Source organism: Kitasatospora sp. NPDC056076, from assembly GCF_042266305.1.
GTDB lineage: Bacteria > Actinomycetota > Actinomycetes > Streptomycetales > Streptomycetaceae > Kitasatospora.
On the sequence record NZ_JBHJWG010000026.1, the window covers coordinates 1 to 22,019 of the forward strand.

Here is a 22,019-nt window from a genome sequence, read left to right on the forward strand (position 1 = left end):
GGTGGGGACGGGCCGTCACCGGTGTGCCGGATTGACAAGCACCCTTGCCGTCCCGGCGAATAGCAGGCATGGCCGACGAAGAGTTCGAGAACGTCCTCACCACGGTGGGCCCGCGGCTGCGGGCCCTGCGCAGGGAGCGCGGCACCACGCTCGCCAAGCTGGCCGCGGCGACCGGGATCTCGCTCAGCACGCTGTCCCGTCTGGAGTCCGGGCAGCGCAAGCCGACCCTGGAGCTGCTGCTGCCGCTGGCCCGGGAGTACCGGGTGCCGCTGGACGAACTGGTCGGCGCCCCGGCCACCGGGGACCCGCGGATCCACCCGCGCCCGGTGACCAGGAACGGCCAGACCGTCGTCCCGCTCACCCGCCACCTCGGTGGTCTGCACGCGTACAAGCACATCGTGCCGCCGGGCCGGAACGCCGGGCCGGAGCTGGAGTTGAAGGTCCACGAGGGCTATGAGTGGCTGTACGTGCTGTCCGGGAGGCTGCGGCTGGTGCTCGGCCCGCACGACCTGGAGCTGACCGCCGGTGAGGCCGCCGAGTTCGACACCCGGACCCCGCACGGCTTCGGCAACGCCGGTTCGCAGCCGGTGGAGTTCCTCAGCCTGTTCGGTCCGCAGGGCGAACGCATCCACATCAGGGCGCGCCCGGGAACCTCTGTTCGGTAGGTTCGTTCCCTGACAGGGGGTCTCCGCTTCGGGCTCCCCCGCAGGCCGTCGGGAGGGGCCGATTACATGAGTGTGCAGCAGAGCACGGAGTCCGGTGAGAGCGGCGGAACCGAGCAGAGGCCGGGGACCGCGCCGGAGGGGGCCGACACCGGCCCCGGCGCGGGCCCCGGTGCCGGGCCCGCCACCGGGCCGGGCGCCGCCCCCGGAACCCGTTCCGGAACCGGGACGGAGGAGCCGCCGGAGCCGGAAGCCGGGCGGGCCGCCGGACCGGAGGAGTCCACCGCGGCCGGTGCGAAGCCCGCGCGCAAGAAGCGCCCGTTCTGGCAGGAGCTGCCGATCCTGCTGGTGATCGCCCTGCTGCTCTCGCTCGGCATCAAGACCTTCTTCGTGCAGGCCTTCTCGATCCCCTCCGGTTCGATGGAGAACACCCTGCAGATCGGCGACCGGGTGCTGGTCGACAAGCTCACCCCGTGGTTCGGCGCCGAGCCGGAGCGCGGCGAGGTGGTGGTCTTCCGCGACCCGGGCGGCTGGCTGGAGGACACCCCCACGACCAGCTCCGGCGGCGTCATGGGCACCGTCCAGAAGGCGCTGAGCACCGTCGGCCTGATGCCCTCGGCGGACGAGAAGGACCTGATCAAGCGGGTCATCGCGGTCGGCGGCGACACCGTCGAGTGCAACGCGGGCAGCCCGGTGAAGGTGAACGGCGTCGCGCTGGTCGAGCCGTACCTCTTCCCCGGGGCGACGCCCTGCGACAACGACCCGGTCGGCACCGTCACCGTGCCCAAGGGCAAGCTCTGGGTGATGGGAGACCACCGGAACAACTCCCGGGACTCCCGCCCGCACCAGAACCTCACCGGGGACGGCTTCGTGCCGGTGGACAACGTGGTCGGCCGGGCGTTCGTGGTGGCGTGGCCGATCTCCGACTGGTCCACCCTGCCCGTCCCGGACACCTTCGACAAGGTGCCCTCCCGGGCCGCGGGCAGCCCGGTGGAGGCGCCCCCGGCGCCGGCGGTGCTCGCCCTCGCGGGCGTCGTGCCGATCGCGCTGTGGCGGCGCCGGCGGGCGCGGCGCACCGGGCGCTGAGCGGGACCGCTCCGCCGGAACTCCGCCCGCCGTGTTCTACACAGCTGTAGAGTTCCGGCGACGGGCCGCGGCGTCGGGCGCGGTCGCACCGGTCGGATCGGAGGCGGAACCGTGGTGGAGCGTTCGAACGGGCCCGCGGCGCCCGCCGTGTCGTCCGCGGTGCCCGCGGCGCCCACCGAGGTGCCCGTGCCGCCGACGGACCGGGAGGTGCGGTGGGTGTACCAGCCGGTCGAGGTCGACCTCGGTGGCGGCCACTGGGCGCCCGGCCGGATCAGCGGCTGGTGGCAGGACCCGGCCGGGCGGAACTGGTGCCGGCTGCGGGTCGGCCGCAGCGGACTGCCCGCCGACTGGCGGCCGTTCGAACCCGACCGGGTACGGCTGCTCCCGGTCTCCGGGTTGTGAAGAGAGTGTCAGGAGTTCTTGGCGGAACCGTTCGAGGACCCCTGTCGTCCCTGGGAGCGAACGCCGACTAGGCCACTTTCAGCAACCGGGGACGACGTGAGTTCCGAGATCTACTTCAACAACAACTACCGCGACCTGTGCGAGCAGTACGGGACGGGCGCGGGCTTCCAGTTCGAATTCTCCTGCTACCGCTGCTCCGACACCTGGCGCTCGCCGTTCGAGCGGTTCACCACCGGTCAGGTGGCGGGCTGGCTGGGCAAGGGCGTCAGCGCGGCCTGGAACCTCATCGGCGGCAACGCCAACACGATCAGCAACGCCGCGGACGGCCTGGCCGGCCAGACCTGGGGCACCTCGCGGGACGCCGCGTTCCAGCGCGCGATCGACAACGCCCAGTCGCACTTCAACCGTTGTGCCCGCTGCACCCGCTACGTCTGCGGCCGCTGCTTCAACCCGGAGCAGGGCCTGTGCTTCGACTGCGCCCCGGACACCGCCGCCGAGGCGGCCGCGGCCCAGCGGCGCGGCCTCAACGACATGGTCTCGGACCGCGCCTACCAGGTCGGCCAGCAGTCCGGCGCGGAGTACGACGTGCGGACGCCGCGCCAACTGGTCTGCCCGCAGTGCCAGACGGAGACCCACGGCACGCCGTTCTGCCCCGGCTGCGGGTTCAAGCTGGCGCAGCCCGTCCAGTGCGGGCAGTGCCACAAGGACGTGCCCGACGGGGCGGCGTTCTGCCCGTCCTGCGGGGCGAGGCGCTGAGCGGCCGGTACGTCGACGCGACGGGGCGCCCGCAGACCGGTGAGGTCCGCGGGCGCCCCGTCGGTTCGTCCCGGGCCGTCGGGTCGCGGGACGGCCCCGGGGCGGGCGGCTCAGCCGTACGACACGTTGGCGCACGGGTCGTCGTCGGCCGAGCGGGCGGTGCCGCTGACGCTGCTCGGCAGCGGGGCCGGGGCGGCGGGCGCGCCGGGGGTCGAACCGGCGGCCGGGGCCGGGTTGGCGGCGGCGAAGTCGTGGCCGAGCACCACGCTCAGGCCCTTGCCGCCGGCCTGGACGCTCGCCCCGGGGAAGAGCTTGGCGACGGCCTCGGCGTTGCTGCGCTCGCCCGCGCCGTACTCGACCACGGTGGTGCTGCGGGCCTTGCCGGCCGCGTTGCCGACGGTGGTGACGGTGTAGCCGGCGCCCTTGACGGTCTCGGCGCCCTTGCTGCCGATGCCGCTCTCGCCGGTGCCGTTGAGGACGGCGACCTTGATGTCCGCGTTCCTGGCGGCCGCGGCCGCGGCGGGGGAGGGGGTGGCCTCGGCCGCGGGCGGGGTGCTGGGGGCGGCGGAGTCGGTGGCGGCCGGGCTCTGGGCGCTGGCGTCCTGGCCGTCGATGGTGCGGTCGGCCTTGAGCGCGGCCCAGAGCTGGTCCACGTCGGGGTGGACCAGGGCGACCCGGGGGCCTTCGTAACGCCACGGTGCGGTGAGGAACTTGACGTCGTGCAGGTCGACGTCCTTGATCGACATGGCGAAGGACATCAGCTTGGCGGCCGAGCCGAGGTCGGGGTCGACGGTCAGCGACTTGGTCGCCGCGTCGGCGAGCGGCAGCAGGGTGGTCGGGTCCATGCCGCGGGACTTGACCTCCTTGATGAGGGAGGAGAGGAAGGCCTGCTGGCGCTTGGTGCGGCCGATGTCGGAGCCGTCGCCGATGCCGTGCCGGACCCGGACGAAGTCCAGTGCGGACTGGCCCTCGACCTTCTGCTTGCCCTTGGCGAAGATCTGCTTGCCCTTGTGGCCGAGGTTGGGGTTGAGGTCCCCCTCGTAGACGTTGTTCGGCAGGCAGACCTCGACGCCGCCGACCGCCGTGGTCATCGCGGCGAAGCCGCCGAAGTCCACCACGATGGTGTGGTCGACGCGCAGGTTGGTGAGCTTCTCGACGGCGTTCTGGGTGCAGGCCGGGTTGCCCTGGTCGGTGTTGCCGACCGAGAACGCGCTGTTGAACATCACATTGGTCTGTTCCTTGGTCCACTTGCCGTTGGGTAGCTTGCACGGCGGGATGTCGACCAGGGAGTCGCGGGGGATCGAGATGCCGACGGCGTGCTTGTGGTCGGCGTAGATGTGCAGCAGGATCGCGGTGTCCGAGCGGGCGCCGTCGTCCCCGCCGCCGCCCAGGTTGCTGTTGCCGTTGCCGCGGCTGTCCGAGCCGATCATCAGGACGTTGACCGGGGTGCGGCCCTGGGCGTCCGGGGCGGCCGCCTCCGGGCGGTCCTTGCTCAGGGCGTCGCGGTCGAAGGTGGTGATGTTGCTGTTCAGGCGGTAGTAGACGGCGCCGCCGGCGAGGACCAGGAGCGCGGTGCAGCCGGCCGTGACCCAGAGCACCTTCTGCTTGGTGCTGCGCTTGGGCTTCGGCTTGGCCCGGCCGGCGGGGCGGGCGTCGGGTATCTCCTTGCCCGGGCCGTCCTCGACCGAACCGTCCTTGGCCGAACCGTCCCTGCCCGTACCGGGCTTGCGGTTCGCCGCTCTGCGTCCACCGGCCCGGTGCGACGAATTCTCGCCCTCGGTGGAACCCCTGCGACCCGACACGGCGTCATCCTCCACAGTTGCCACGGAACCCCCGACGGAGCGGTGGCTTGCGTGGTCCTGGGTCGGAGTGTCGATCCGGGTCGTCCCGCCGCTAAACTTTTACACCGCTGTAGAACTTCCAGAGGAGCATACTAGGCGCAGATGAGAAAAATACTGGTCAGACCATGAGAGAAGGTCGACCGGGTCTCATCTCCGTCGCTCCGTACCCGCACGAGGAGCACGATGACTCACCGGATCGCACGTTCGATAGCCGGCGCCCTGGTGGCACTGCTGGCCGCCGTCGGCCTCAGCGCCGCGGCGTCGAGCGCGACGGCGGTGGCCGCACCCCGGACCGCCGCGAGCGGCACGGCCGTTGCCGGGGGACCGGCGGCCGGCGCCGCCGCCCAGGCGCCCGTTGCCGTCGGCGCCGTCGGCACCGTCGCCCAGGGCGTTCAGAGCGTTCAGGGCGCGCAGGACCGGCAGGTCGCGCACGTCGCGGCCAAGGAGGAGAAGAAGAAGTCCGGCTTCTTCGCCAAGCTCGGCAAGTTCCTGCTGGTCGTGGTCATTCTGATCATCCTGTTCATCATCCTGGTGATCTGGGGCATCGTTCACCTGGTGCGGAAGCTCTTCCGCCGTCGCTGAGCCGCTGGGTCGCTGAGCCGCTGAGCCGCTGGGCCGGTTCCGGGGCGGTCGGCCCGGGCGCCGACACGGCGCCGGGGCCGGGCCACCCGGCGGTGATTGGCCCTGTCCCGCCCGACCGCCGCGCCCCAGGATGGGCGGCATGAGCGACTTCCCGCGCAACCCCTCCGCCGCAGCGCTGCGCCCCGAGAGCCGGATCGTCCACCCGCCGCTGGCCGGACTCGGCGGCGCCCGGCCGCTGGGCGTCCCGCTGCACCAGGGCCACCTGTACGCCTTCGAGACCAGCGAGGCGCTCACCGCCTCCTTCGCCGGCCCCGACGGCGCGTTCGTCTACAACCGCTACGGCAATCCCACCGTCCGGTCGCTGGAGGACGCCGTCGCCGACCTGGAGGGCGGCACCGGGGCGCTCGCCACCGCCTCCGGAATGGGCGCGATCAGCACCGTACTGCTCGCCCTGCTGCGTTCCGGCGACCACCTGATCGCCCAACGGAGCCTGTACGGCGGGACGTTCGCGCTGCTGGCCGACCTCGCGCAGCGGTGGGGCGTCGAGGTCACCCACGTCTCCGGCTCCGATCCGGACGAGGTGGCGGCGGCGCTGCGGCCCACCACCCGGCTGCTGCACCTGGAGACCGTCTCCAACCCCACCACCCGGGTCACCGACCTGCCCGGGCTGATCGCCGTCGCCAAGCGGGCCGGGGTGCTCAGCGTGGTCGACAACACCTTCGCCACCCCGCTGCTGTGCCGCCCGATCGAGCACGGCGCGGACGTGGTGGTGCACTCGGCCACCAAGTACCTGGGCGGGCACTCGGACGTGCTGGCCGGGGTCGCCGTCTTCGCCGACCCCGAACTGCACCGGAAGGTCTGGCACCACGGGACCGAACTCGGCGCCAGCGCCGATCCCTTCGCCGCCTGGCTGACCCTGCGCGGCCTCCAGACGCTGGCGCTGCGGGTCCGCCGCCACTGCGACTCCGCGCTCGACCTGGCCACCCGGCTGGCCGCCCACCCGGCCGTCGACGCCGTCCACTACCCGGGCCTGCCCGACCACCCCGACCACGAACTCGCCCGCCGCCTGCTGCCCGACGGCCACGGCGGCGTGCTGGCCTTCGACCTGGCGGGCGGCCGGGAGGCGGCCCGGGCCTTCACCGAGTCCGTCCGGCTGGCCGCGCTGGCACCCTCGCTGGGCGGCGTCCACACCCTGGTGGTCCACCCCGCCAGCACCTCGCACCGGCAGCTGTCGGACGAGGAGTTGGCGGCGGCGGGCATCGGCCCGGGCACGGTGCGGGTCTCGGTGGGCATCGAGCACCCGGAGGACCTGTGGGCGGACGTCGAGCAGGCCCTCGCGAAGGCCTGAGGTCCGACCCGGAGGCCGGGGGAGGCCTGAGCGGGAGGCCGGGCGGGGCCTGAGCGGACGACCGGGCGGGGCCTGAGCGGACGACCGGGTGAGACCCGCCCCGGCGGGGTGGAAATCCGGCTGCGGGGGTACCGGCGGACCGGGCATGATCCGGTCCATGGGAACGGACATCCGGGGCTTCGTGGAGTGCCGCACCTGGGCCCCGGGCCTCGACCCCGGGGAGCGGGCCTGGCAGGCGGCCGTCGACCTGTCCCTGCTCGGCCCGACCAGGGACTACGGCTCCTTCGCCTGCCTCTTCGGGGTCCGGGACCCGCACCGTCACTGGCGGCCGGTGGTCGGTGCCCGCGGCCTGCCCGCGGACGCCTCGGCCACCACCCGCGCCGGGCACGCCTCCTGGGGCCCGGCGGCCTTCGGCGCCACCTGGCTGGGCTGGGACGAGGTGCTCGCGGTGGACTGGGACGAGCCGGCGCTGCCCCGGGCGACCAGGATCGCCCGGTACCGGCGGCGGCCCGACGGCTCGCTGGAGCCGGTCCGCCGGGAGGACTGGAGCCGGGCCTTCGCCCGGGCCGCCGGGATCGACAGCCGGACCTTCGACTTCGGCCGGCTCGGCGAGCACTGGGCGGAGGGCACCGAGTGGGACACCGGACCGCTGCTCTTCCGGGCTGAGCGCGACCGGCGCCGCGACGCCGTTCCCGCGGACGGGCCGTGGCGGCCGGTGTGGACGGTGCTGCGCACCCTCGCCGAGGTGCACGGGGAGCAGCACGTCCGGCTGGTGGTCTGGTTCGAGGAGTAGTCCGGCGGAGGGGTGGGCCGGGTCGGTGGCGTGGAGCGAGGAGTGGGCCGTCAGCGGGCCCTGGGCCGGGCGGCGAGCAGGGCGATGTCGTCCTCGGCGGCGGGTGCCGGGGGCGGGGCGAGGGAGTGCAGGACGGCGTCGAGCAGCTCGTCGAGGTCGCCGGTGGCAGGGAGCCGGAGGGCGGCGAGGCGCGCCAGCGAGGTGTCGATGTCCTCGTTCCGCCGCTCCACCAGGCCGTCGGTGTAGAGCAGCAGGGTCTGCCGGGGGTCGAGCGGATGGGTGGACTGCTCGTAGCCGCCGAAGCCGGTGCCCAGCGGTGGGCCGGTGGGGACGGCCAGCAGTTCGGTGGGGTGGTCCGGGGTGATCAGGGCGGGCGGCAGGTGGCCGGCGCTGGAGAACGTCCAGCGGGCGCGGCCGGGGTCGGCGAGGGCCAGCAGGCAGGTCGCGGGGCGGGCGGTGTCGTCGGCGGAGATCACCTGGTCGAGCTGGCGCAGGATCCGGTGCGGGGGCAGGTCCATGCCGGCGACGTCGCGCAGCGCCGAGCGGTAGTGGCTCATGTCGACGGCCGCCTCGACGCCGTGCCCCATCACGTCGCCCATGGCCAGCAGGGTGCGGCCGAAGGGCAGCCGGACCGTCTCGTACCAGTCGCCGCCGACCACCGAGCTGCTGCCGGAGGGCAGGTAGCGGGAGGCCAGTGCGAGGTTCTGGTGCGGGTTGCCGGGCTCGCTCAGCAGGGCCCGCTGGAGTTCCAGGGCGATGCCCTGGGAGCGGGTGTAGCTGCGGGCGTTGTCGATGGCGGTGGCGGCGCGGGCCGCGAGGTCGCCGAGCAGGGCGGCCTCGTCCGGGGTGAAGGCCGGGGTGGCGTCGGTGCGGCCGAGGGTGAGCACCCCGACCAGGTGGCCGCGGGCGGCGAGCGGCAGGACCAGCAGTGAGGCGGTGCCCGCCGGGCAGGCGTCGGCGGGGCCCGGTGCGGTGAGCACGGCGACGCCGCCGGCCAGGCCGCGGGCCGCGGCCGAGCCCTCGCGGTGGCGCACGGACTCGCCGGGGCGCGCCAGCTCGGCGAGGGCGGCGTCGAGTCCGGGGACGGCCCGGACCGCGGCGCGGTGCAGCCGCTGGGCACCGGCCCGGCCCGGGCGGGCGGGTTCGGCCTCGGGCGGCAGCACGTCGACGACGGCGAGGTCGGCGAGGGCGGGCACGGTGAAGCCGGCGAGTTCGGCGCAGGTGGTGCGGATGTCGAGGGTGGTGCCGATCCGCTCGGCGGCGGCGTCCAGCAGGGCGAGCCGGGCGCGCGCCTGTTCGAGCTCGCGCAGCTGCGCGCGGGCCGGGTCGGGGTCGTCCAGGACCACGACGATCACGCCGGTGGTCCGCCCGCCGTGCCGCAGCGGCCGGTAGCGCACCCGCAGTCCGGGTGGCACGGGGGCGCCCGCGCCGTCGGGGCCGCCGGTGACGTGCTCGCGGTCGCGGCCGTCGGCGAGGACGCGGCGCAGGGTGGCGACGGCACCGGCGAAGGGGGTGGTCGCGGCGGCGCGGCCGAGCAGGTCGGCGCGGCGCAGGCCGGTGACGGTGGTGAACGCGGGGTTGAGGTAGTGCCAGCGCAGCTGGTCGTCGAGCAGGGCGACGCCGACCGGGGCGGTGGCGAGCAGCTCGCGGAGCAGGTCGGGGTCGTTCCCGGGGCCGTGGCCAGGGTCGTGACCGGGGTCGTGGCCGGGGTCGGTGCCGGAGGGTTCGGAGGCGGGGTCCTCGTCCGGGGGCGGGGTGCCCTCTGCGCGGGGCCCGTGCCGGAAGTGCATAGGCCCATGATCACGCGTCGGGGCGCGGCACGCCCACAACTGGGTGAAACCTTGACCGCTCGGAGACGGTGTTGTAGCGAAGCGTGCCCGGTTGCGTGCGCGCACACGCACTTGTAGAGTGCGTGCACACGCACACAGTCATGGCCGTCCGGAACCGTCCGGCGGCCGCGAGGAGGGCCCGCATGGCAGTCACCCCGATGAACGGCACCCGGATCGTCCTGATCACCGGCACCTCCTCCGGAATCGGCCTCGCCGCCGCCGTGGCCGCCGCCCGGGCCGGCTTCCGGGTGGTCGCCACCATGCGCGACACCGGCCGGGCCGGGAACCTGCTGCGCGCGGCGGAGGAGGCGGGCGTCGCCGAGCGGATCGAGATCGAGCGGCTGGACGTCACCGACCCCGCCTCCGTCGCGGACTGCCTCGGCGTCGTCGTCGAGCGGCACGGGCGGCTGGACGCCGTGGTCAACAACGCGGGCGCGGGCTTCGTCGGCACCGTCGAGCAGGACGGCATGGCGCCGGTGCGCGCCGCCATGGAGGTCAACTACTTCGGCGTGGTCGAGGTGACCAGGGCGGCACTGCCGCACCTGCGCGCCGCCGGCGGCCGGGTGGTCACCGTGACCAGCGTCGGCGGGGTGGTCGGGCAGCCCTTCAACGAGGCCTACTGCGCGGCCAAGTTCGCCGTCGAGGGCTTCATGGAGTCGCTGGCACCGGTCGCGGCCGCCGTCGGGGTGGCCGTCACCGTGGTCGAACCGGGCGCGGTGGCCAGCGAGTTCATCGGCAACCAGGGCATCGACGTGCCCGCGCTGGTGGCCGCCGCCGGCCCGTACGGCCCCGCCCTGGAGGCGTACGTCGACCGGACCTTGAAGGCCTTCGGCAGCGCCCAGACCCCCGAGGAGGCGGCCGCGCCGATCGTCGACGTGCTCACCGCCGAGCGGCCGCCGCTGCGGGTGCAGACCTCCGAGGCGGCCCGGGCCTTCGTCGGGGTCAAGTTGGCCGACCTGGACGGTTCGGCGGTGGGGGCGATGACCGGCGGCTGGGTCGCGACCGGCGGCGCCTGACGTCGGGCGGGGTGCGGGGGTTGGGGCACCGGGATGCTGGGTGCGTGCGGCTCCGGGTCCGGGCGACGGGTCGCGGGTGATCAACGGTCATACTTGGGCGGCGGCGCCCGACACCGGGTGCCGCAGACGGTGCCACAGCGCCGTTCGCAGGCAACGGGCCGCCAGGAGCGGCCCGTCGGCAGCCCAGACCGGAGGAACCGATGAGCCCCCACCAGCCGACCAGTCGCCCGGCGGCAGGGGCCCCCGGGGTGCCGTGGAACCGGCAGCGGCTGCGTAGCAACAACGAGTGGCTGCTGCTGGAGCTGCTGCGCACCGGCGGCGGTACCTCGCGCGCCCAACTGGCCCGGGACACCGGCCTGTCGAAGCCCACCGTGTCCGCCGCGCTGGCCGACCTGGAGCAGGCCGGGCTGGTCCGCGAGGCCGGGCGGGTGGCCCCGGAGCGGGGCCGCACCGCGGTGCTCTACGAGGTCGACCCGACGGCCGGTCACGTGCTCGGCGTGGACGTCGGCCGGGCCCGGCTGCGGGTCGCCGTGGCGGACCTGGCCGGCACCGTGGTCGCCCGGCGGGACGTGCCCAACCGGGGGCGGACCGCGGACGCCGTCGCGGACGCGGTGGTCGCCGCCGCGGGGGAGGCGACCGCCGAGGCGGGCCTGGCCGCCGGGGACCTCGTGCACGCGGTGATCGGCACGCCCGGGGTGTGGGACGAGGAGCGGCGCGGCCTCCGGTACGCCACCAGCCTGCCCGACTGGGGCCGGCCGGGGCTGTTCGACCGGATCGGCGAGGGTCTGGGCACGGCCGTGACGGTGGCCAACGACGCCAACCTGGCCGCGCTCGGCGAGTACACCCTGGGAGCCGGGCGCGGCAGCCGGATGTTCGCCTACCTGCTGGTCGGCACCGGCCTCGGGGTCGGGGTGGTGAAGGACGGAGAGCTGCTGCTCGGTGCGCACGGCGCGCTCGGCGAGATCGGCCTGGTGCCGCTGCCCGCCCGCCCGGGCGAGCCGGCCGTGACCACGCTGGAGGAGGAGGCGGCGGCGGACGCGGTGGTGCGTGCCGCCCGGGAGTTCGGGCTGGCGGGGAAGGGCCGGAGCCGGCTGACCGCCAAGCAGGTCTTCGAACGGGCCCGGGCCGGGGAGGACGCGGCGCTGCGGGCGGTGGAGTGGGAGGCGGAGCGGCTCGCGTACGCGGTGGCGGTGCTGTCCGCCGTGCTGGACCCGGACCTGCTGGTGCTCGGTGGGGGGATCGGCAGCAGCGCGGACCTGCTCCTGGAACCGCTGGAGCGGGCCCTGCGCCGCTTCGCGCCGATGCGTCCGACGCTCGCCCCGAGCCTGCTGGGGGAGGAGGCGGTCCTCCTGGGCGCGGTGGCCACGGCGCTGGAGACGGCGCGTCCCGAGGTGTTCGAGCGTCGGACGGCGGAGTTGTGAGGCCGGGTCCGTAGGTGTGGGGCCGGGTCCGTAGGTGTGGGGCCGGTGGGGCCGGGGCCGGTGGGTGTGGGGAACCCACCGGCCCCGGGCGGGTCAGCCGGTGGCCAGGGTCAGGCCGTAGGTGCTGAGGATCGGGTTGACCGGCTGGAAGTAGGTCTCGCCGCCGGAGGTGCAGTCGCCGGAGCCGCCCGAGGTCACGCCCTGGGCCTGGTTGCCGGAGATGAACGAGCCGCCGGAGTCGCCCGGTTCGGCGCACACGTCGGTGCGGGTGAGGCCGTAGACGCTGCCCTCCTGGTAGTTGACGGTGGCGTTCAGCTCCTGGACGGTGCCGCAGTGCCAGCCGGTGGTGGAACCGGAGCGGCAGACCGAGCCGCCGACCGCCTGCTCGGACGAGCCGCCCACCGTGACCGTGCCGCCGGCGTAGTCGTTCACCTGCGGCTGGGCCGTCCAGTCGGATCCGGCCGCCACCCAGGAGTAGTCGTTGCCCGGGAAGGTCGAGCCCTGGAAGGTGCCGATCGAACTGCCGTCGGAGGTCGTGGCATTGGAGCCGGGCTGGCCGCAGTGGCCGGCGCTGACGAAGCCGGGCTGGCCGTTCTGGGTGACCGGGAAGCCGATCGAGCAGCGGGCGGCGTTGTCGATGTAGTAGGCGTCCCCGCCGTGCAGGTCGGCGAGCGGTCGGGGTGCGGCGGTGGCCCGCTCGACCCGGACCAGGGAGCGGTCCACCCCGGCCCGGTCCAGGAAGGCCCCGGTGCGGGCGTCGTCGGCGGACTGCACCACGACGGCGTTGGAGCGGACGTCGACGTACCAGAGCGGGGTGGCGTCCGGGGCGGCCGCCCGGGAGGCCCGGTCGAGCGCGTCCTTCGCCCGGTCCAGGGACGCCAGCGCGTGGCGGACGACGGTGGCCCGGCCGCCGTGGGCGGTGATGGTCCGGGCGGCGGAGGCGTCGGTGGTGGCGACCACCAGGTCGGCCTGCGGTCCGTCGATCCAGGCGCCGGCCCAGTGCTCGCCGAGCGCCTGGGTGAGGGCGTGCTGGACGGCGGTGGCGCGGCCCTCGCGGGCGACCCGGTCGGCGGCGGCCTGCGGGGCGAGCCCGAGGTCGCGCTGCATCGCGTGCAGCAGGGCGGTGGGCACGGCCGCGGTGCGGGTGGGGGTGGCGGCCAGGGCGGCCGTGACGGACGGGTCGTCAGCGGGGGCGCTGACGGCGGGTGCTGCGGTGAGCGCGACGGTCGCGAAGGCTGCGGCGACGGCCAGCGCACGGATCCGGAGCATGGGGTCTCCTCGTTCGGCGTGGGGGTTGCCGGAACCGTAGCGACCTGATTGGCATGTCCGGAACATGTTGTAACGCCCCGCGCTCCGGCGCTATACCCCCTCCGCCGGAGGCTCGACGCGGGGGCCGGAAGATCTCGATCCGCCAACGAGTGGGGAAACGGTGCTCACGGCGTGTGCGGACTCTGCTTGAATCGCACGCCTCACCCGTACGGACCTACGGAACGGAGCGTTCTCCCCTCATGGCCTCACCGATATCCGGGCGCCGCAGAACGGCCGGCCTGGCCGGATTCGCCGGACTCGTCCTCACCGTCGGCCTGGCGCTGACCGGTTGCGACCCGTCGGCGGCGGACGCCACGCCGACCTCCTCCCCGACCGTCGCGGCCACGCCGGTTCCCGCCACGCCCACCGCGGCGAGCCCGACGGTCCCGGCGCCGCCGGTGGCCACCCCCTCGGCGCCGCCCGTCGCGTCCGCCCCGCCGCCGTCCGCCCCGCCCGCCGCGCACCCGCAGACGCCGTCCGCCAAGCCGCAGCCCAAGGTCACCACCGCCCAGCCGCCGAACGACCCGCAGCCCCAGCACACCCAGGCGGCGGGCGGCACCGAGTGCGAGCTCCGCTCCAACGCGGGCAACTGCTACGCGGCCGGCCAGTTCTGCCGCAACGACGACCTGGGCCGGAGCACCCACGACGCCAACGGGCGGATGATCTACTGCCGGATGGTCAGCGGAAAGCCGCACTGGCAGGCGTGAGTCACCCGCCGAGGGTGTCCCAGAACAGGTGCTCGTAGGCCTGGAGCAGCAGGCCGTACTCCCGGGCGGCGGCCAGTGCGGGGTCGTCCAGCGGGTCGGGGCCGAGGGCGTCGGCGGCCTGCTGTTCCAGTTCGGGGGCCGGCCGGGCGAAGAAGTCGAAGAAGGCGCAGGCCTCGTCGGAGAAGCCGTGGTGGCGGCGCAGCGCCGCGGCGATGGTGGCGCAATAGCCGCCCCAGGCCGCGAAGTTGGCCACCAGGGCGGCGGCTGCGGCCGGTGGCGGGGCGTTCAGGGCGAGCCAGGCGAGGTAGGACGGGTAGGCCTGGCAGCCGGGGAGCGGTACCCGGGCGGCGGCCGCCCGGCGGTCCAGGCCGCAGGCTTCGGCCAGGGCGGGCAGGGTGCGCAGGGCGGCGCTCTCGCCCCCGGCGAGGGTGACGTACCAGGCGCCGAGCGGCCGGTCGGCGCAGCGGGTGGCGAGCAGCAGCAGGCTGCGCCGGTCCGAGGTGATGATCCGCTGCTGCTGGGCGGCGAGTTCGGCCACCGCGGAGAGCGGGGCGGTGCCGGCGGCGAGCGCGGTGACCAGGGCGGGCGCGGTGTCGCCGGGGGCCGACTCGGCGCACAGGCGGCGGATCTGGTCGAGGATCGGGTGGTTCACCGGTGCCTCCGGGGTGCGGTTCGGTCCGGTGCCCATTCCTACCGCGTGCGGGCCTCGGTGCGGTGGCGACAGGCCGGGGTGCCCGGGGGTGCTCGGGGATGTCCCGGGAATGCTCGGGGATGTCCCGGGGGTGCTCGGGCGGTGCGGGTGCCGGGAGCGCCCGGTGGTGCGGCGCTCCCGGCCCGGGTGGCGGCTGTGCGGGGATCAGGCTCCGGCGCAGGCCTTGGTCAGCTCGCCGGCGGCGTCGCCGATCGGCCCGAAGTCGGGTTCCTTGCCCTTGGCGACGGCGGTCTGGGCGTTGTCCACGGCCTTGGACAGCTTGTCGGCCGCCGCGTCCACCTTGCCGTCCCCGTCCTGGCGGATCTTCTTGACGTCCTCGACGATCTTCTTGAGGGCCGTGACGGTGTGTTTGCGCCGGCTGTCGTCGGTGATCTGGCCGACGTTGAGCGCGGAGTCGGTGAGGTCCTGGACGTCGCCGGTGAGGCTGATCGCCCGCTTCCCGCAGTCGAGGGCCTGGTCGGTGTTCTTGCACGCGGTCAACAAGGGGGCCGCCACGAGCAGAACGAGCGCGGTGGCGGCCAGGCGGTACGGCTTCTTTGTCATGTCTGTATCCCTCCCGGGTTCTAGAACGTCCCGTGCTCGCGCGGCGGTTCCGGCGTGGAGGGTGAACGGTCGGCGAAGTCTCGACTGCGGGTGGGAGAGTGACGGATCGCCAGGTCGCGCTGCTCTGCCGGTGATGCCAGTCCTGCCAGTCCTTCCAGGCGAGGGGCGGGAGCAAGGTGCGGCTGCGCGAGACGAGTTCGTAGAGGTTGGGTCCGTAGCGGGCGGCCAGCTCGGCGTTGTGGACGAACATGTCGAGCTCGTTGGCGGCGGTGATGGCGAGGAAGGCCCGCAGGTCCTCCTCCGGCGGGGTGTGGTCCTCGCCGGTGAAGCGGTCGTGGAACAGCGGCGTCTCGTCCCGGCCCAGGCGCGGGTAGACGGCGGCCCGGCCGCAGCTGGCGTACAGGTAGACGATCGCCTCGGCGCGGTCGCCCAGGAGGTCGACCAGGGTGGCCCGTTCGTCCAGGGCCAGCAGGGCGCCGTCGAATCCGTCGGTCCCGTACGCGGCGTGGCAGAGCCCGGCGGTCTGGACGGCGGAGTCGGTGCCCCAGTCGGCCAACCGGGCCGCCGCCCGGGTCAGGTGCGCCAGCAGGGTCCCGCCCGGGTGGGGGATCCGGTCGGCCTCGTGGGCGCGCAGGAACTCCTCGATGTGGCTCCAGGCGGGAGCGGTGGGGTGATCGGGTGAGGTCATCCGACGAGTTCTACTCCGGTGCCCGACCGCCCGCAACCGGGTTCGGCCATGGGTGTCGAACGCCCGCCGTCGGTCCGTGCAGAGGTTCGACGGCGGGAGTTCGAGGCGTCAGGAGAGTTCGCGCACCAGTCGGGCGACGGTCGGGGTGGGGACGGAGTGGGCCTCGGCGGCCCGCAGCACCGCGCCGCCGATCGCGTCGAGTTCGGTCGGTCGGCCCGCCTCGACGTCCCGCTGCATCGAGGACTTCATCCCGGCGGGGATCCGGTCGAAGGCGGCGAGCAGCGCCTGCGCATCCGCCGGGGCGCCGACGGCGTCGGCGACGGCGGTGATCTCGTCCAGGACGGCGAGCAGTTCGTCCCGGTGCTCGGTGCGCACGACGCCGACGCCGTCGGCGTGGCGGGTGGTCAGCAGGGCGAAGGGCGCGAGGAAGGAGAGCTTGCTCCAGAGCATCGCGGTCTCGTCCTCGCGCAGCGTGACGTCCAGCCCGGTGTGCCGCAGTTGCTCGGCGAACTCCGTCACGGGACCGGCGAGTTCCACGGCGGCGAACGGGCTGGTGTGCTCGATCCGGCCCGGCGCGGTACGGGTGGCCTCGACCCGGATCGTGCCGGCCACCACCTGCCCGGCCGGGTAGCGCCCGCGCAGCAGCGCCATGTGGTCCAGGCCGTTGAGCAGCGGTACCACGATGCCGGTGCCGAGCGTCTGCGGCGGCATCCGGTCGAGCGCGGCGGTCAGGGCCGTCTCCTTGACGGTCACGAAGGCGGCGTCGACCGGCGCGCGGAGCTCGGTCGCGGCCTCGACCCGGGCGGTGAACTCGCCGAACTGGGTGCTGCGCACGTGCAGTCCGTCGCGGGCGAGGACGGCCGCGCTCTGCTCGCCGGCCAGGCAGATCACGCGGTGGCCGTCGCGCGCGAGCAGCCCGGCGATCAGGCCGCCGACGCCGCCGGGGCCGAGGACGGCGACGGTGAGGGGGGTGGTGGTCATGCGGACTCCTTCGTGGGGTGGGGTGGGGAGGGGTTGGTGACCGGTGCGTGAGCGGGGCGTTCGGGGCCGTCGCTACGGGGCTTCCCAGGAGAAGCGGCCCTCCAGGCCGTCCGGGCTGAGGAAGCCGGAGCCGACGCCGTAGCCGAAGTTGAGGAAGTACGGATCGCCGTCGTCGGGGGCGTCCGAGAGTGCGAAGAGGAACTGCCAGGGCGCGGGCACCCGGGCCCGGCCGTTCGGGAAGGACGGGAGGCCGCCGAGGTGGTCGCGCACGTGGTCGCCGTCCGGGACCGGGGCCTCGGGGCCCTCGTGGCGCAAGTACCGCTGGAAGGCGGCCCTTTGGTCCATCGAGCGGTCCAGTTCGGCCGACAGTGGCAGCAGGTCGAGGTGGAACTCGACCGGGACGGTCCGGTCGGCGTCGGGATCGTCGCGCCAGAGCGTGCGGCCCCGGGTGCCGGGCGGGCCGATCACGGCGAAGGACGGGATCCGGCCATCCGGCTGGACGAGCAGCACACCGTCGCCGTGCTCCGGATCCTGGCCGCCCATGATCAGCTCGTCCTCCTCCAGGAAGAGGTACGCCAGCCGCAACTCCTCGCCGGGGACGGGGAACTGGCCGATGAACACCAGGGGCTCGCCGGTGCCGGGGGCCAGCGGCCAGGTGGGTTCGGCCAGCCAGCAGGGCTCGCCGCCGAGCTTGGCGACCGGCTCGGTGATCGGCCGCTCGGCGGGGCGCGCGGAGAGCGCGAGGCGGGGGAGGAATGCGGCGTCGTACGGGCCGGTGGCGGTGCCGGTGGGGCGCGGGGGCGACGGTGGGGGGTGGTTCATCGGGTGGCCTCGGTGGCGGTGATGGTGCGGTGGAGGGAGACGAAGTCGAAGTGGTAGGGCGCCTCGTGGCGGGCCTTGCGGCCGGGGGCCGGGCGGGGCGGGCGTCCGGTGCTCGCGTGGAGGTGGAGCCCCTGGTGGCGCAGCGTGCCGTGCTCCGGGTCCGGGACCGGCAGGCCCTCGGCGCGCAGGGCCTCGGCCAACTTCCGGGCCGGCCAGGCGAAGACGTCGATCCCGAGGTGGCCGACCGGGCAGGGGGGCCGGTCGTCGTACCGGTTCAGGCCCACCGAGACCCCCTCCAGGCCGCCGTCCTCGCCCCCGGACAGCGTGACGCCCACCCCGGGGAGTCCGAAGCCCAGGGCCCAGCTGGTGCCGCAGACGAAGGTCGGGCGCACCCCGTCCGGCAGCAGCTCGCCGTGCGGGGCCAGCAGCGCGCGTACGGCCTCCTCGGTGAGGCCGAAGCGCAGTTCGGGCAGCGGGGCCGGCAGGCGAACGCCTTGGCCGGGCAGCAGGTCGATGGTCACCCGATCATGATTCCTCCTCGGGCCCGCCGACGGGAGTCCGTGCTGCCGTGGCAGGCGTCACGGAGCGCGCGCCGGGCTAGGGTCGGTGTGGGGAACCGAGGCGAACCGAAGGGGAGCCGAGGGGGAGGCGGAGGCGGAACCGGAGGGGGAGCGGATGGCGGCGGATCAGGTACCGGCGGACGCCCGGCTCGTCGAGGCGGTGCGGGCCCGGGACGAGGACGCGGTGTGGGCGGCTCTCGGCGCGGGGGCGGACCCCGACGTGCGGGGCGGGGACGGGTTGCCGGTGCTGTGCGCGGCCGTGGCCGGGTTCGACCACGCGGTGGCCAACGCGCTGGTCACCATGGGCGCCGACCCCGACCTCCCGCTGCCGGACGGGACGACCCCGCTGCTGCGCGCCGTCGACCTGGGCTCGTACGCCGTCCTCGGAGCCGTCCTCGGCGAGGACCCCGCGCTGCGGCTGGGGCCGGCGGAGCGGGAGCGGCTGCTCGGGTTGGCCCGGTCCTGGTACGCGACGGGTGCGCGGGCCGAGCTGCGCCGCCGGACGGGGGCGGAGGGGCCGGGCGAGAGCCTGCTGATCGAGGAGGAGTTCTGCCAGGTCGAGCAGGTCTCCCTCGGCGGGTTCACCGTCCGGGCCGGGCACGGGGCCGTGCTGACGACGCTGGAGTGGACCTTCCGGATCGCCACCCCGGTCGACGAGCTGGTGGCCCGGGCTGTGCGGCAGCCCGACGACCGCCATGTCGACGGGGCGGCGTGCCAGTACGTCCTCGCACAGCGCCCCGACAGGGCGACCTGGGAGGCGGTGATGGCGTACCGCCGGCACCCCGACCCGCGCCACCGCCGCTTCACGGCCTCCTTCCTGACGACCAACCGGATGGTGCCGCCGGCCCTGGTCCCCTCCTTCGAGGAGGAGAAGGAGGACGAGCTGCTCGCCGTCTGGGCGGCGGAGGAGACCGACGGCGAGGTGCTCGCGGAGGTCCTCCAGGCGCTGCTGATGCGCGACCACCCGGGGACGGAGGGCCTGGCGCTGCGCCACGCCGACCACCCGGACCGGGAGGTGCGCACCGTGGCGACGCACTGCCTGGGGGCGGGCGGTCAGCCCTTCTCGGCGGAGGTCACCGCCTGCCTGCTGCGGCTGGCGCGGGACGAGTGGCCGCCGGTCCGGGCCGGAGTGGCCCGGAGGCTTGAGAACCGTCCGCTGACGGAGGAGTTCAGGGCGGTGCTGCTCGCGCTCGCCGGGGACGAGGACGCCCGGGTGCGGCTCTCGGCCGGGTGCGCCCTGGCGGAGTCGGACGCGTCGGACGACCGGACGGGCGAGGTCGCCGACGCCCTGGCCGCGCTGTCGGACGAGGAGGACCAGCGGGCGCGGGTGGTCGGCGCGTACGGGCTCGTGGTGCGGGGCGACCGGCGGGCGGCGGAGGCGGTCGACCGGGTCGGGGCCCTCCCCTGGCACGAGTACCGCTACGACCACCGGGCGGAGGCGATCTGGGCCTGGCGGACGGGCGGCAACGCCGAGGGGACGTAGCACCACCTGCGGGGTTCGGTTTTCCGAACCCCGGATTGGGGTGCCAGCACAATCGACCCCGTCGTCCCGGATGTCCAGGATTGGGGGCATGAACGGGATCACGACAGCCGCCGACCGGGCGGCGCACGGCGAGGTGACGGGGGCGGCCCTCAGCGGCGAGGGGCTGCACCGCGAGTACGGGCGCGGCGCGGCCGCCGTCCGGGCGCTGCGAGGGGTGTCCGTGGCCTTCGCGCCGGGCACCTTCACGGCGGTGATGGGGCCCTCGGGCTCCGGCAAGACCACCCTGCTGCACTGCCTGGCCGGGATGGACCGCCCCACCCGGGGCACCGTCTGCTGGGGCGGTACGGAGGTGTCCGGCCTGCCCGAACGGCGGCTCGCCGAGCTGCGGCGCACCAGGGTGGGGTTCGTCTTCCAGGCCTTCAACCTGATGCCCGCGATGACGGTCGCGCAGAACGTCGAACTGCCCGGGCGGCTGGCCGGGAACCCGCCGGAGCGGGCCCGGGTGCGGGAGGCGTTGGCCCGGGTCGGGCTGGCCGGGCGGGAGCGGGACCGGCCGGGCCGGCTCTCCGGCGGCCAGCAGCAGCGGGTGGCCATCGCCCGCGCCCTGGCCGCCCGGCCCGAGGTGCTGTTCGCCGACGAGCCCACCGGCGCGCTGGACCGGGCGACCGGGCGCGACGTCCTGGACCTGCTGCGCGCGGGCGTGGACGAGGACGGGCGGACGTGCGTGATGGTCACCCACGATCCGGTGGCCGCCGGCTACGCGGACCGGGTGCTGCTGCTGGCGGACGGCCTGCTGGTGGACGAACTGGACCGGCCGACGGCGGCCCAGGTCGGCGAGCGGCTCAGCAGGTTGGGCGGGTGAGGGCGATGCGTGGCGGTTCCGTGCCGACCCTGGCGGTCGGTCAGATCAGGCGCCGGCCGGCGGCCTTCGCCGGGCTCGCGGCGGCGCTGTTCCTGGCGGTGGCGGCGGTGACGCTGTTCGGTTCCCTGGTCGCCGCCCAGGTCACGGCGCCGGCCCCGGTGGCGCAGGCGGCGGTGGCCGGGCCCGGGCTGCTGGTGATCGCGGGGGCCTTCGGTGAGATCGCCGTCCTGGTCGCGCTGTTCGTGGTGGTGAATGCGCTCGGGTTCACCCTCCGTCAGCAGCACCGCGACCTCGCCCTGCTGCGCACGGTCGCGGCGACGCCCCGCCAGATCCGGCGGCTGGTGCGCCTCCAGGTCACGGCGACGGTGCTGGCGGCGGCCGTTCCGGGCGGTGCGGCGGGCCACTTCGCCGCCCGGGCCTTCCTCACCGCGCTGCAGCGGCGCGGGATGGCCGCACCGGGGCTGCGGATACCCGGGACACCGGTGCCGGTGCTGATCGCGCTCGCGGTGGCGCTGCTGGTCGGCCTGGCGGCCACCGCGCTCACGGTCCGGCGGATCACCCGGCCCGCCCCGGCGGCCGCGCTGACCGACAGCGCGGTCGGGCAACGGTGGACGGGCGTGGTGCGGCTGCTGATCGGCGGGGCGGTGCTGGTGGGCGGCGGTCTGCTGCTGCGGCTGGCCGGCACCCGACCGGCCGGGGAACTGGACAAGGCGGGGCAGGCGGCCCTGCTCGGTGCCCTGGTGCTGCTGGTCGCCGTCGCCCTGCTGGGGCCGGTGGTGGCCCGGCTGCCGATGGCGGTGCTCGGTGCCCCGGTCCGGGCGCTGCTGCCCCGGGTCGGCTGGCTGGCGGACGCCAACCTGCGCGGCTACGCCGTCCGGCTCTCCTCGGCGGTGGTCCCGGTCGCGCTGCTGGTCGGGCTCTCGGCCACCATGCTGATCATGACCGGCACGGCGGAGCGGGCGGCGCTGGCGACCGGGGCCACGACCAGCGTCACCAAGGCCAGCGACGTCTGGCTGCGGCAGGCGGAGCTCGGCCTGCTGGCCGGCTTCGCGGCGGTCTCCACGGTCAACACCCTGGTCGCGCTGACGGCCGACCGGCGGCGGGAGTTCGCACTGCTCCGGCTGGTCGGGGCGACGCGGCGGCAGCTGCTGCGGATGCTCCTCGTCGAGGCCGTCCTGACCACGGCGGTGGGCGTGCTGCTCGGTGCGGCGGTGGCGGCCGCGGCGACCGGGGCGTTCAGCCGGGCGGTCACCGGGTCGCTGCTGCCGGTGGTGCCGGGTGCCGCCTGCGGCTGGGTGGTGGCGGGCGCGGCGGTGCTGACGGTGCCGGGGATCGTCGGCACGGGGCTCTGGGCGATCGGGGGGCGCGCGGTGGAGGAAGTGGGCGGGGAGCGGGGGTGAGCGGGGGTGAGCGGGGGTGAGTGGGAGGAGGACGGTTGAGGGCGGCTCTGGACAGGTGACGAGGGAAGAGGGCGTATGAGGATTGCGGAGGTGAGGGGAGGTTCGGGGCGGCCCCGGGCGGTGAGGTGGCCTGCGGTGACGGAGGGTCCGGGCGGGCGGCGGACCTGGTGGTGGCTGAGGGATGCTGGGGGTCGGTTGATCGGTGAACGGTGGGGCA

At 75.1% G+C, this 22,019-nt stretch carries 21 protein-coding genes and 1 pseudogene; 13 read left to right on the top strand and 9 right to left on the bottom strand.

The annotated features are described in order from the left end of the window. Positions 1 to 68 precede the first annotated feature (68 nt). The 4 genes from ACFC1T_RS21765 (at position 69) to ACFC1T_RS21780 (ending at position 2,906) form a co-directional block, all read left to right on the top strand. The gene (locus tag ACFC1T_RS21765; RefSeq protein WP_375890955.1) at positions 69 to 665 is read left to right on the top strand and encodes a helix-turn-helix domain-containing protein; all 597 of its coding nucleotides are present in this window, start codon (positions 69 to 71) and stop codon (positions 663 to 665) included. A gap of 66 nt (positions 666 to 731) precedes the next feature. Further along, positions 732 to 1,748 carry a signal peptidase I gene (gene lepB, locus ACFC1T_RS21770; protein WP_375890957.1) on the top strand — a complete coding sequence of 339 codons (1,017 nt, stop codon included), beginning with the start codon at positions 732 to 734 and terminating at the stop codon, positions 1,746 to 1,748. A 114-nt stretch (positions 1,749 to 1,862) separates the two neighbouring features. Next, positions 1,863 to 2,150, top strand: coding sequence for a hypothetical protein (locus ACFC1T_RS21775; protein WP_375890959.1), 288 nt, complete (start codon positions 1,863 to 1,865; stop codon positions 2,148 to 2,150). A 96-nt stretch (positions 2,151 to 2,246) separates the two neighbouring features. Then, on the top strand, positions 2,247 to 2,906 hold the full coding sequence (locus ACFC1T_RS21780) for a zinc ribbon domain-containing protein (RefSeq protein ID WP_375890961.1): 660 nt from the start codon (positions 2,247 to 2,249) through the stop codon (positions 2,904 to 2,906). A 110-nt stretch (positions 2,907 to 3,016) separates the two neighbouring features. Here ACFC1T_RS21780 and ACFC1T_RS21785 read toward each other — a convergent pair whose 3' ends face one another. Continuing rightward, positions 3,017 to 4,708: an LCP family protein gene (locus tag ACFC1T_RS21785; protein WP_375890963.1), complete on the bottom strand. Its 1,692-nt coding sequence runs from the start codon at positions 4,706 to 4,708 to the stop codon at positions 3,017 to 3,019. Between the two features lie 222 nt (positions 4,709 to 4,930). On the opposite strand from ACFC1T_RS21785, the gene ACFC1T_RS21790 reads away from it, so the two are divergent. The 3 genes from ACFC1T_RS21790 (at position 4,931) to ACFC1T_RS21800 (ending at position 7,470) form a co-directional block, all read left to right on the top strand. Next, positions 4,931 to 5,329: a hypothetical protein gene (locus ACFC1T_RS21790; RefSeq protein ID WP_375890965.1), complete on the top strand. Its 399-nt coding sequence runs from the start codon at positions 4,931 to 4,933 to the stop codon at positions 5,327 to 5,329. Between the two features lie 139 nt (positions 5,330 to 5,468). After that, the gene (locus tag ACFC1T_RS21795) at positions 5,469 to 6,677 is read left to right on the top strand and encodes a trans-sulfuration enzyme family protein (RefSeq protein WP_375890967.1); all 1,209 of its coding nucleotides are present in this window, start codon (positions 5,469 to 5,471) and stop codon (positions 6,675 to 6,677) included. A 157-nt stretch (positions 6,678 to 6,834) separates the two neighbouring features. After that, on the top strand, positions 6,835 to 7,470 hold the full coding sequence (locus ACFC1T_RS21800; protein WP_375890969.1) for a hypothetical protein: 636 nt from the start codon (positions 6,835 to 6,837) through the stop codon (positions 7,468 to 7,470). 50 nt (positions 7,471 to 7,520) lie between these two features. Here the strand turns inward: ACFC1T_RS21800 and ACFC1T_RS21805 are convergent, their stop codons facing one another. After that, positions 7,521 to 9,260, bottom strand: coding sequence for a SpoIIE family protein phosphatase (locus ACFC1T_RS21805; RefSeq protein ID WP_375890971.1), 1,740 nt, complete (start codon positions 9,258 to 9,260; stop codon positions 7,521 to 7,523). A 182-nt stretch (positions 9,261 to 9,442) separates the two neighbouring features. Between ACFC1T_RS21805 and ACFC1T_RS21810 the strand changes: the two genes are divergently transcribed. Beyond that, complete coding sequence (locus ACFC1T_RS21810) at positions 9,443 to 10,315, top strand: SDR family NAD(P)-dependent oxidoreductase (RefSeq protein ID WP_375890973.1); 873 nt, start codon at positions 9,443 to 9,445, stop codon at positions 10,313 to 10,315. A 200-nt stretch (positions 10,316 to 10,515) separates the two neighbouring features. Further along, positions 10,516 to 11,736: an ROK family protein gene (locus tag ACFC1T_RS21815; protein ID WP_375890975.1), complete on the top strand. Its 1,221-nt coding sequence runs from the start codon at positions 10,516 to 10,518 to the stop codon at positions 11,734 to 11,736. Between the two features lie 93 nt (positions 11,737 to 11,829). Here the strand turns inward: ACFC1T_RS21815 and ACFC1T_RS21820 are convergent, their stop codons facing one another. Then, positions 11,830 to 13,005, bottom strand: coding sequence for a S1 family peptidase (locus ACFC1T_RS21820; protein WP_375890977.1), 1,176 nt, complete (start codon positions 13,003 to 13,005; stop codon positions 11,830 to 11,832). Between the two features lie 239 nt (positions 13,006 to 13,244). Here ACFC1T_RS21820 and ACFC1T_RS21825 point away from each other — a divergent pair, with 239 nt between their 5' ends. Next, a complete protein-coding gene (locus ACFC1T_RS21825; RefSeq protein WP_375890979.1) occupies positions 13,245 to 13,751 on the top strand; it encodes a hypothetical protein in 507 nt (168 codons plus the stop codon). A gap of 1 nt (position 13,752) precedes the next feature. Here the strand turns inward: ACFC1T_RS21825 and ACFC1T_RS21830 are convergent, their stop codons facing one another. The 6 genes and pseudogenes from ACFC1T_RS21830 to ACFC1T_RS21855 form a co-directional block, all read right to left on the bottom strand. Continuing rightward, on the bottom strand, positions 13,753 to 14,403 hold the full coding sequence (locus tag ACFC1T_RS21830; RefSeq protein WP_375890982.1) for a transcriptional regulator: 651 nt from the start codon (positions 14,401 to 14,403) through the stop codon (positions 13,753 to 13,755). A gap of 204 nt (positions 14,404 to 14,607) precedes the next feature. Further along, positions 14,608 to 15,006 (bottom strand): hypothetical protein, encoded by a 399-nt coding sequence (locus ACFC1T_RS21835; RefSeq protein WP_375890984.1) that lies wholly within the window; start codon positions 15,004 to 15,006, stop codon positions 14,608 to 14,610. A 442-nt stretch (positions 15,007 to 15,448) separates the two neighbouring features. Continuing rightward, positions 15,449 to 15,694 (bottom strand): annotated as a pseudogene (locus tag ACFC1T_RS21840) (DUF6817 domain-containing protein); the annotation flags it as partial. Between the two features lie 108 nt (positions 15,695 to 15,802). Next, positions 15,803 to 16,675: a ketopantoate reductase family protein gene (locus tag ACFC1T_RS21845; RefSeq protein WP_375890986.1), complete on the bottom strand. Its 873-nt coding sequence runs from the start codon at positions 16,673 to 16,675 to the stop codon at positions 15,803 to 15,805. 72 nt (positions 16,676 to 16,747) lie between these two features. Continuing rightward, a complete protein-coding gene (locus ACFC1T_RS21850) occupies positions 16,748 to 17,497 on the bottom strand; it encodes a hypothetical protein (protein ID WP_375890988.1) in 750 nt (249 codons plus the stop codon). Next, on the bottom strand, positions 17,494 to 18,018 hold the full coding sequence (locus ACFC1T_RS21855; protein WP_375890990.1) for a hypothetical protein: 525 nt from the start codon (positions 18,016 to 18,018) through the stop codon (positions 17,494 to 17,496). Before ACFC1T_RS21855 ends, ACFC1T_RS21850 begins: the two co-directional genes overlap by 4 nt. A gap of 154 nt (positions 18,019 to 18,172) precedes the next feature. Here ACFC1T_RS21855 and ACFC1T_RS21860 point away from each other — a divergent pair, with 154 nt between their 5' ends. From ACFC1T_RS21860 to ACFC1T_RS21870, 3 genes are all read left to right on the top strand, one after another. Beyond that, positions 18,173 to 19,540, top strand: a complete 1,368-nt coding sequence (locus ACFC1T_RS21860; protein WP_375890992.1) for a hypothetical protein — start codon at positions 18,173 to 18,175, stop codon at positions 19,538 to 19,540. Between the two features lie 88 nt (positions 19,541 to 19,628). Beyond that, positions 19,629 to 20,402: an ABC transporter ATP-binding protein gene (locus ACFC1T_RS21865; RefSeq protein ID WP_375890994.1), complete on the top strand. Its 774-nt coding sequence runs from the start codon at positions 19,629 to 19,631 to the stop codon at positions 20,400 to 20,402. A gap of 5 nt (positions 20,403 to 20,407) precedes the next feature. Continuing rightward, positions 20,408 to 21,802 (top strand): FtsX-like permease family protein, encoded by a 1,395-nt coding sequence (locus ACFC1T_RS21870; RefSeq protein WP_375890995.1) that lies wholly within the window; start codon positions 20,408 to 20,410, stop codon positions 21,800 to 21,802. Positions 21,803 to 22,019: the final 217 nt, after the last annotated feature.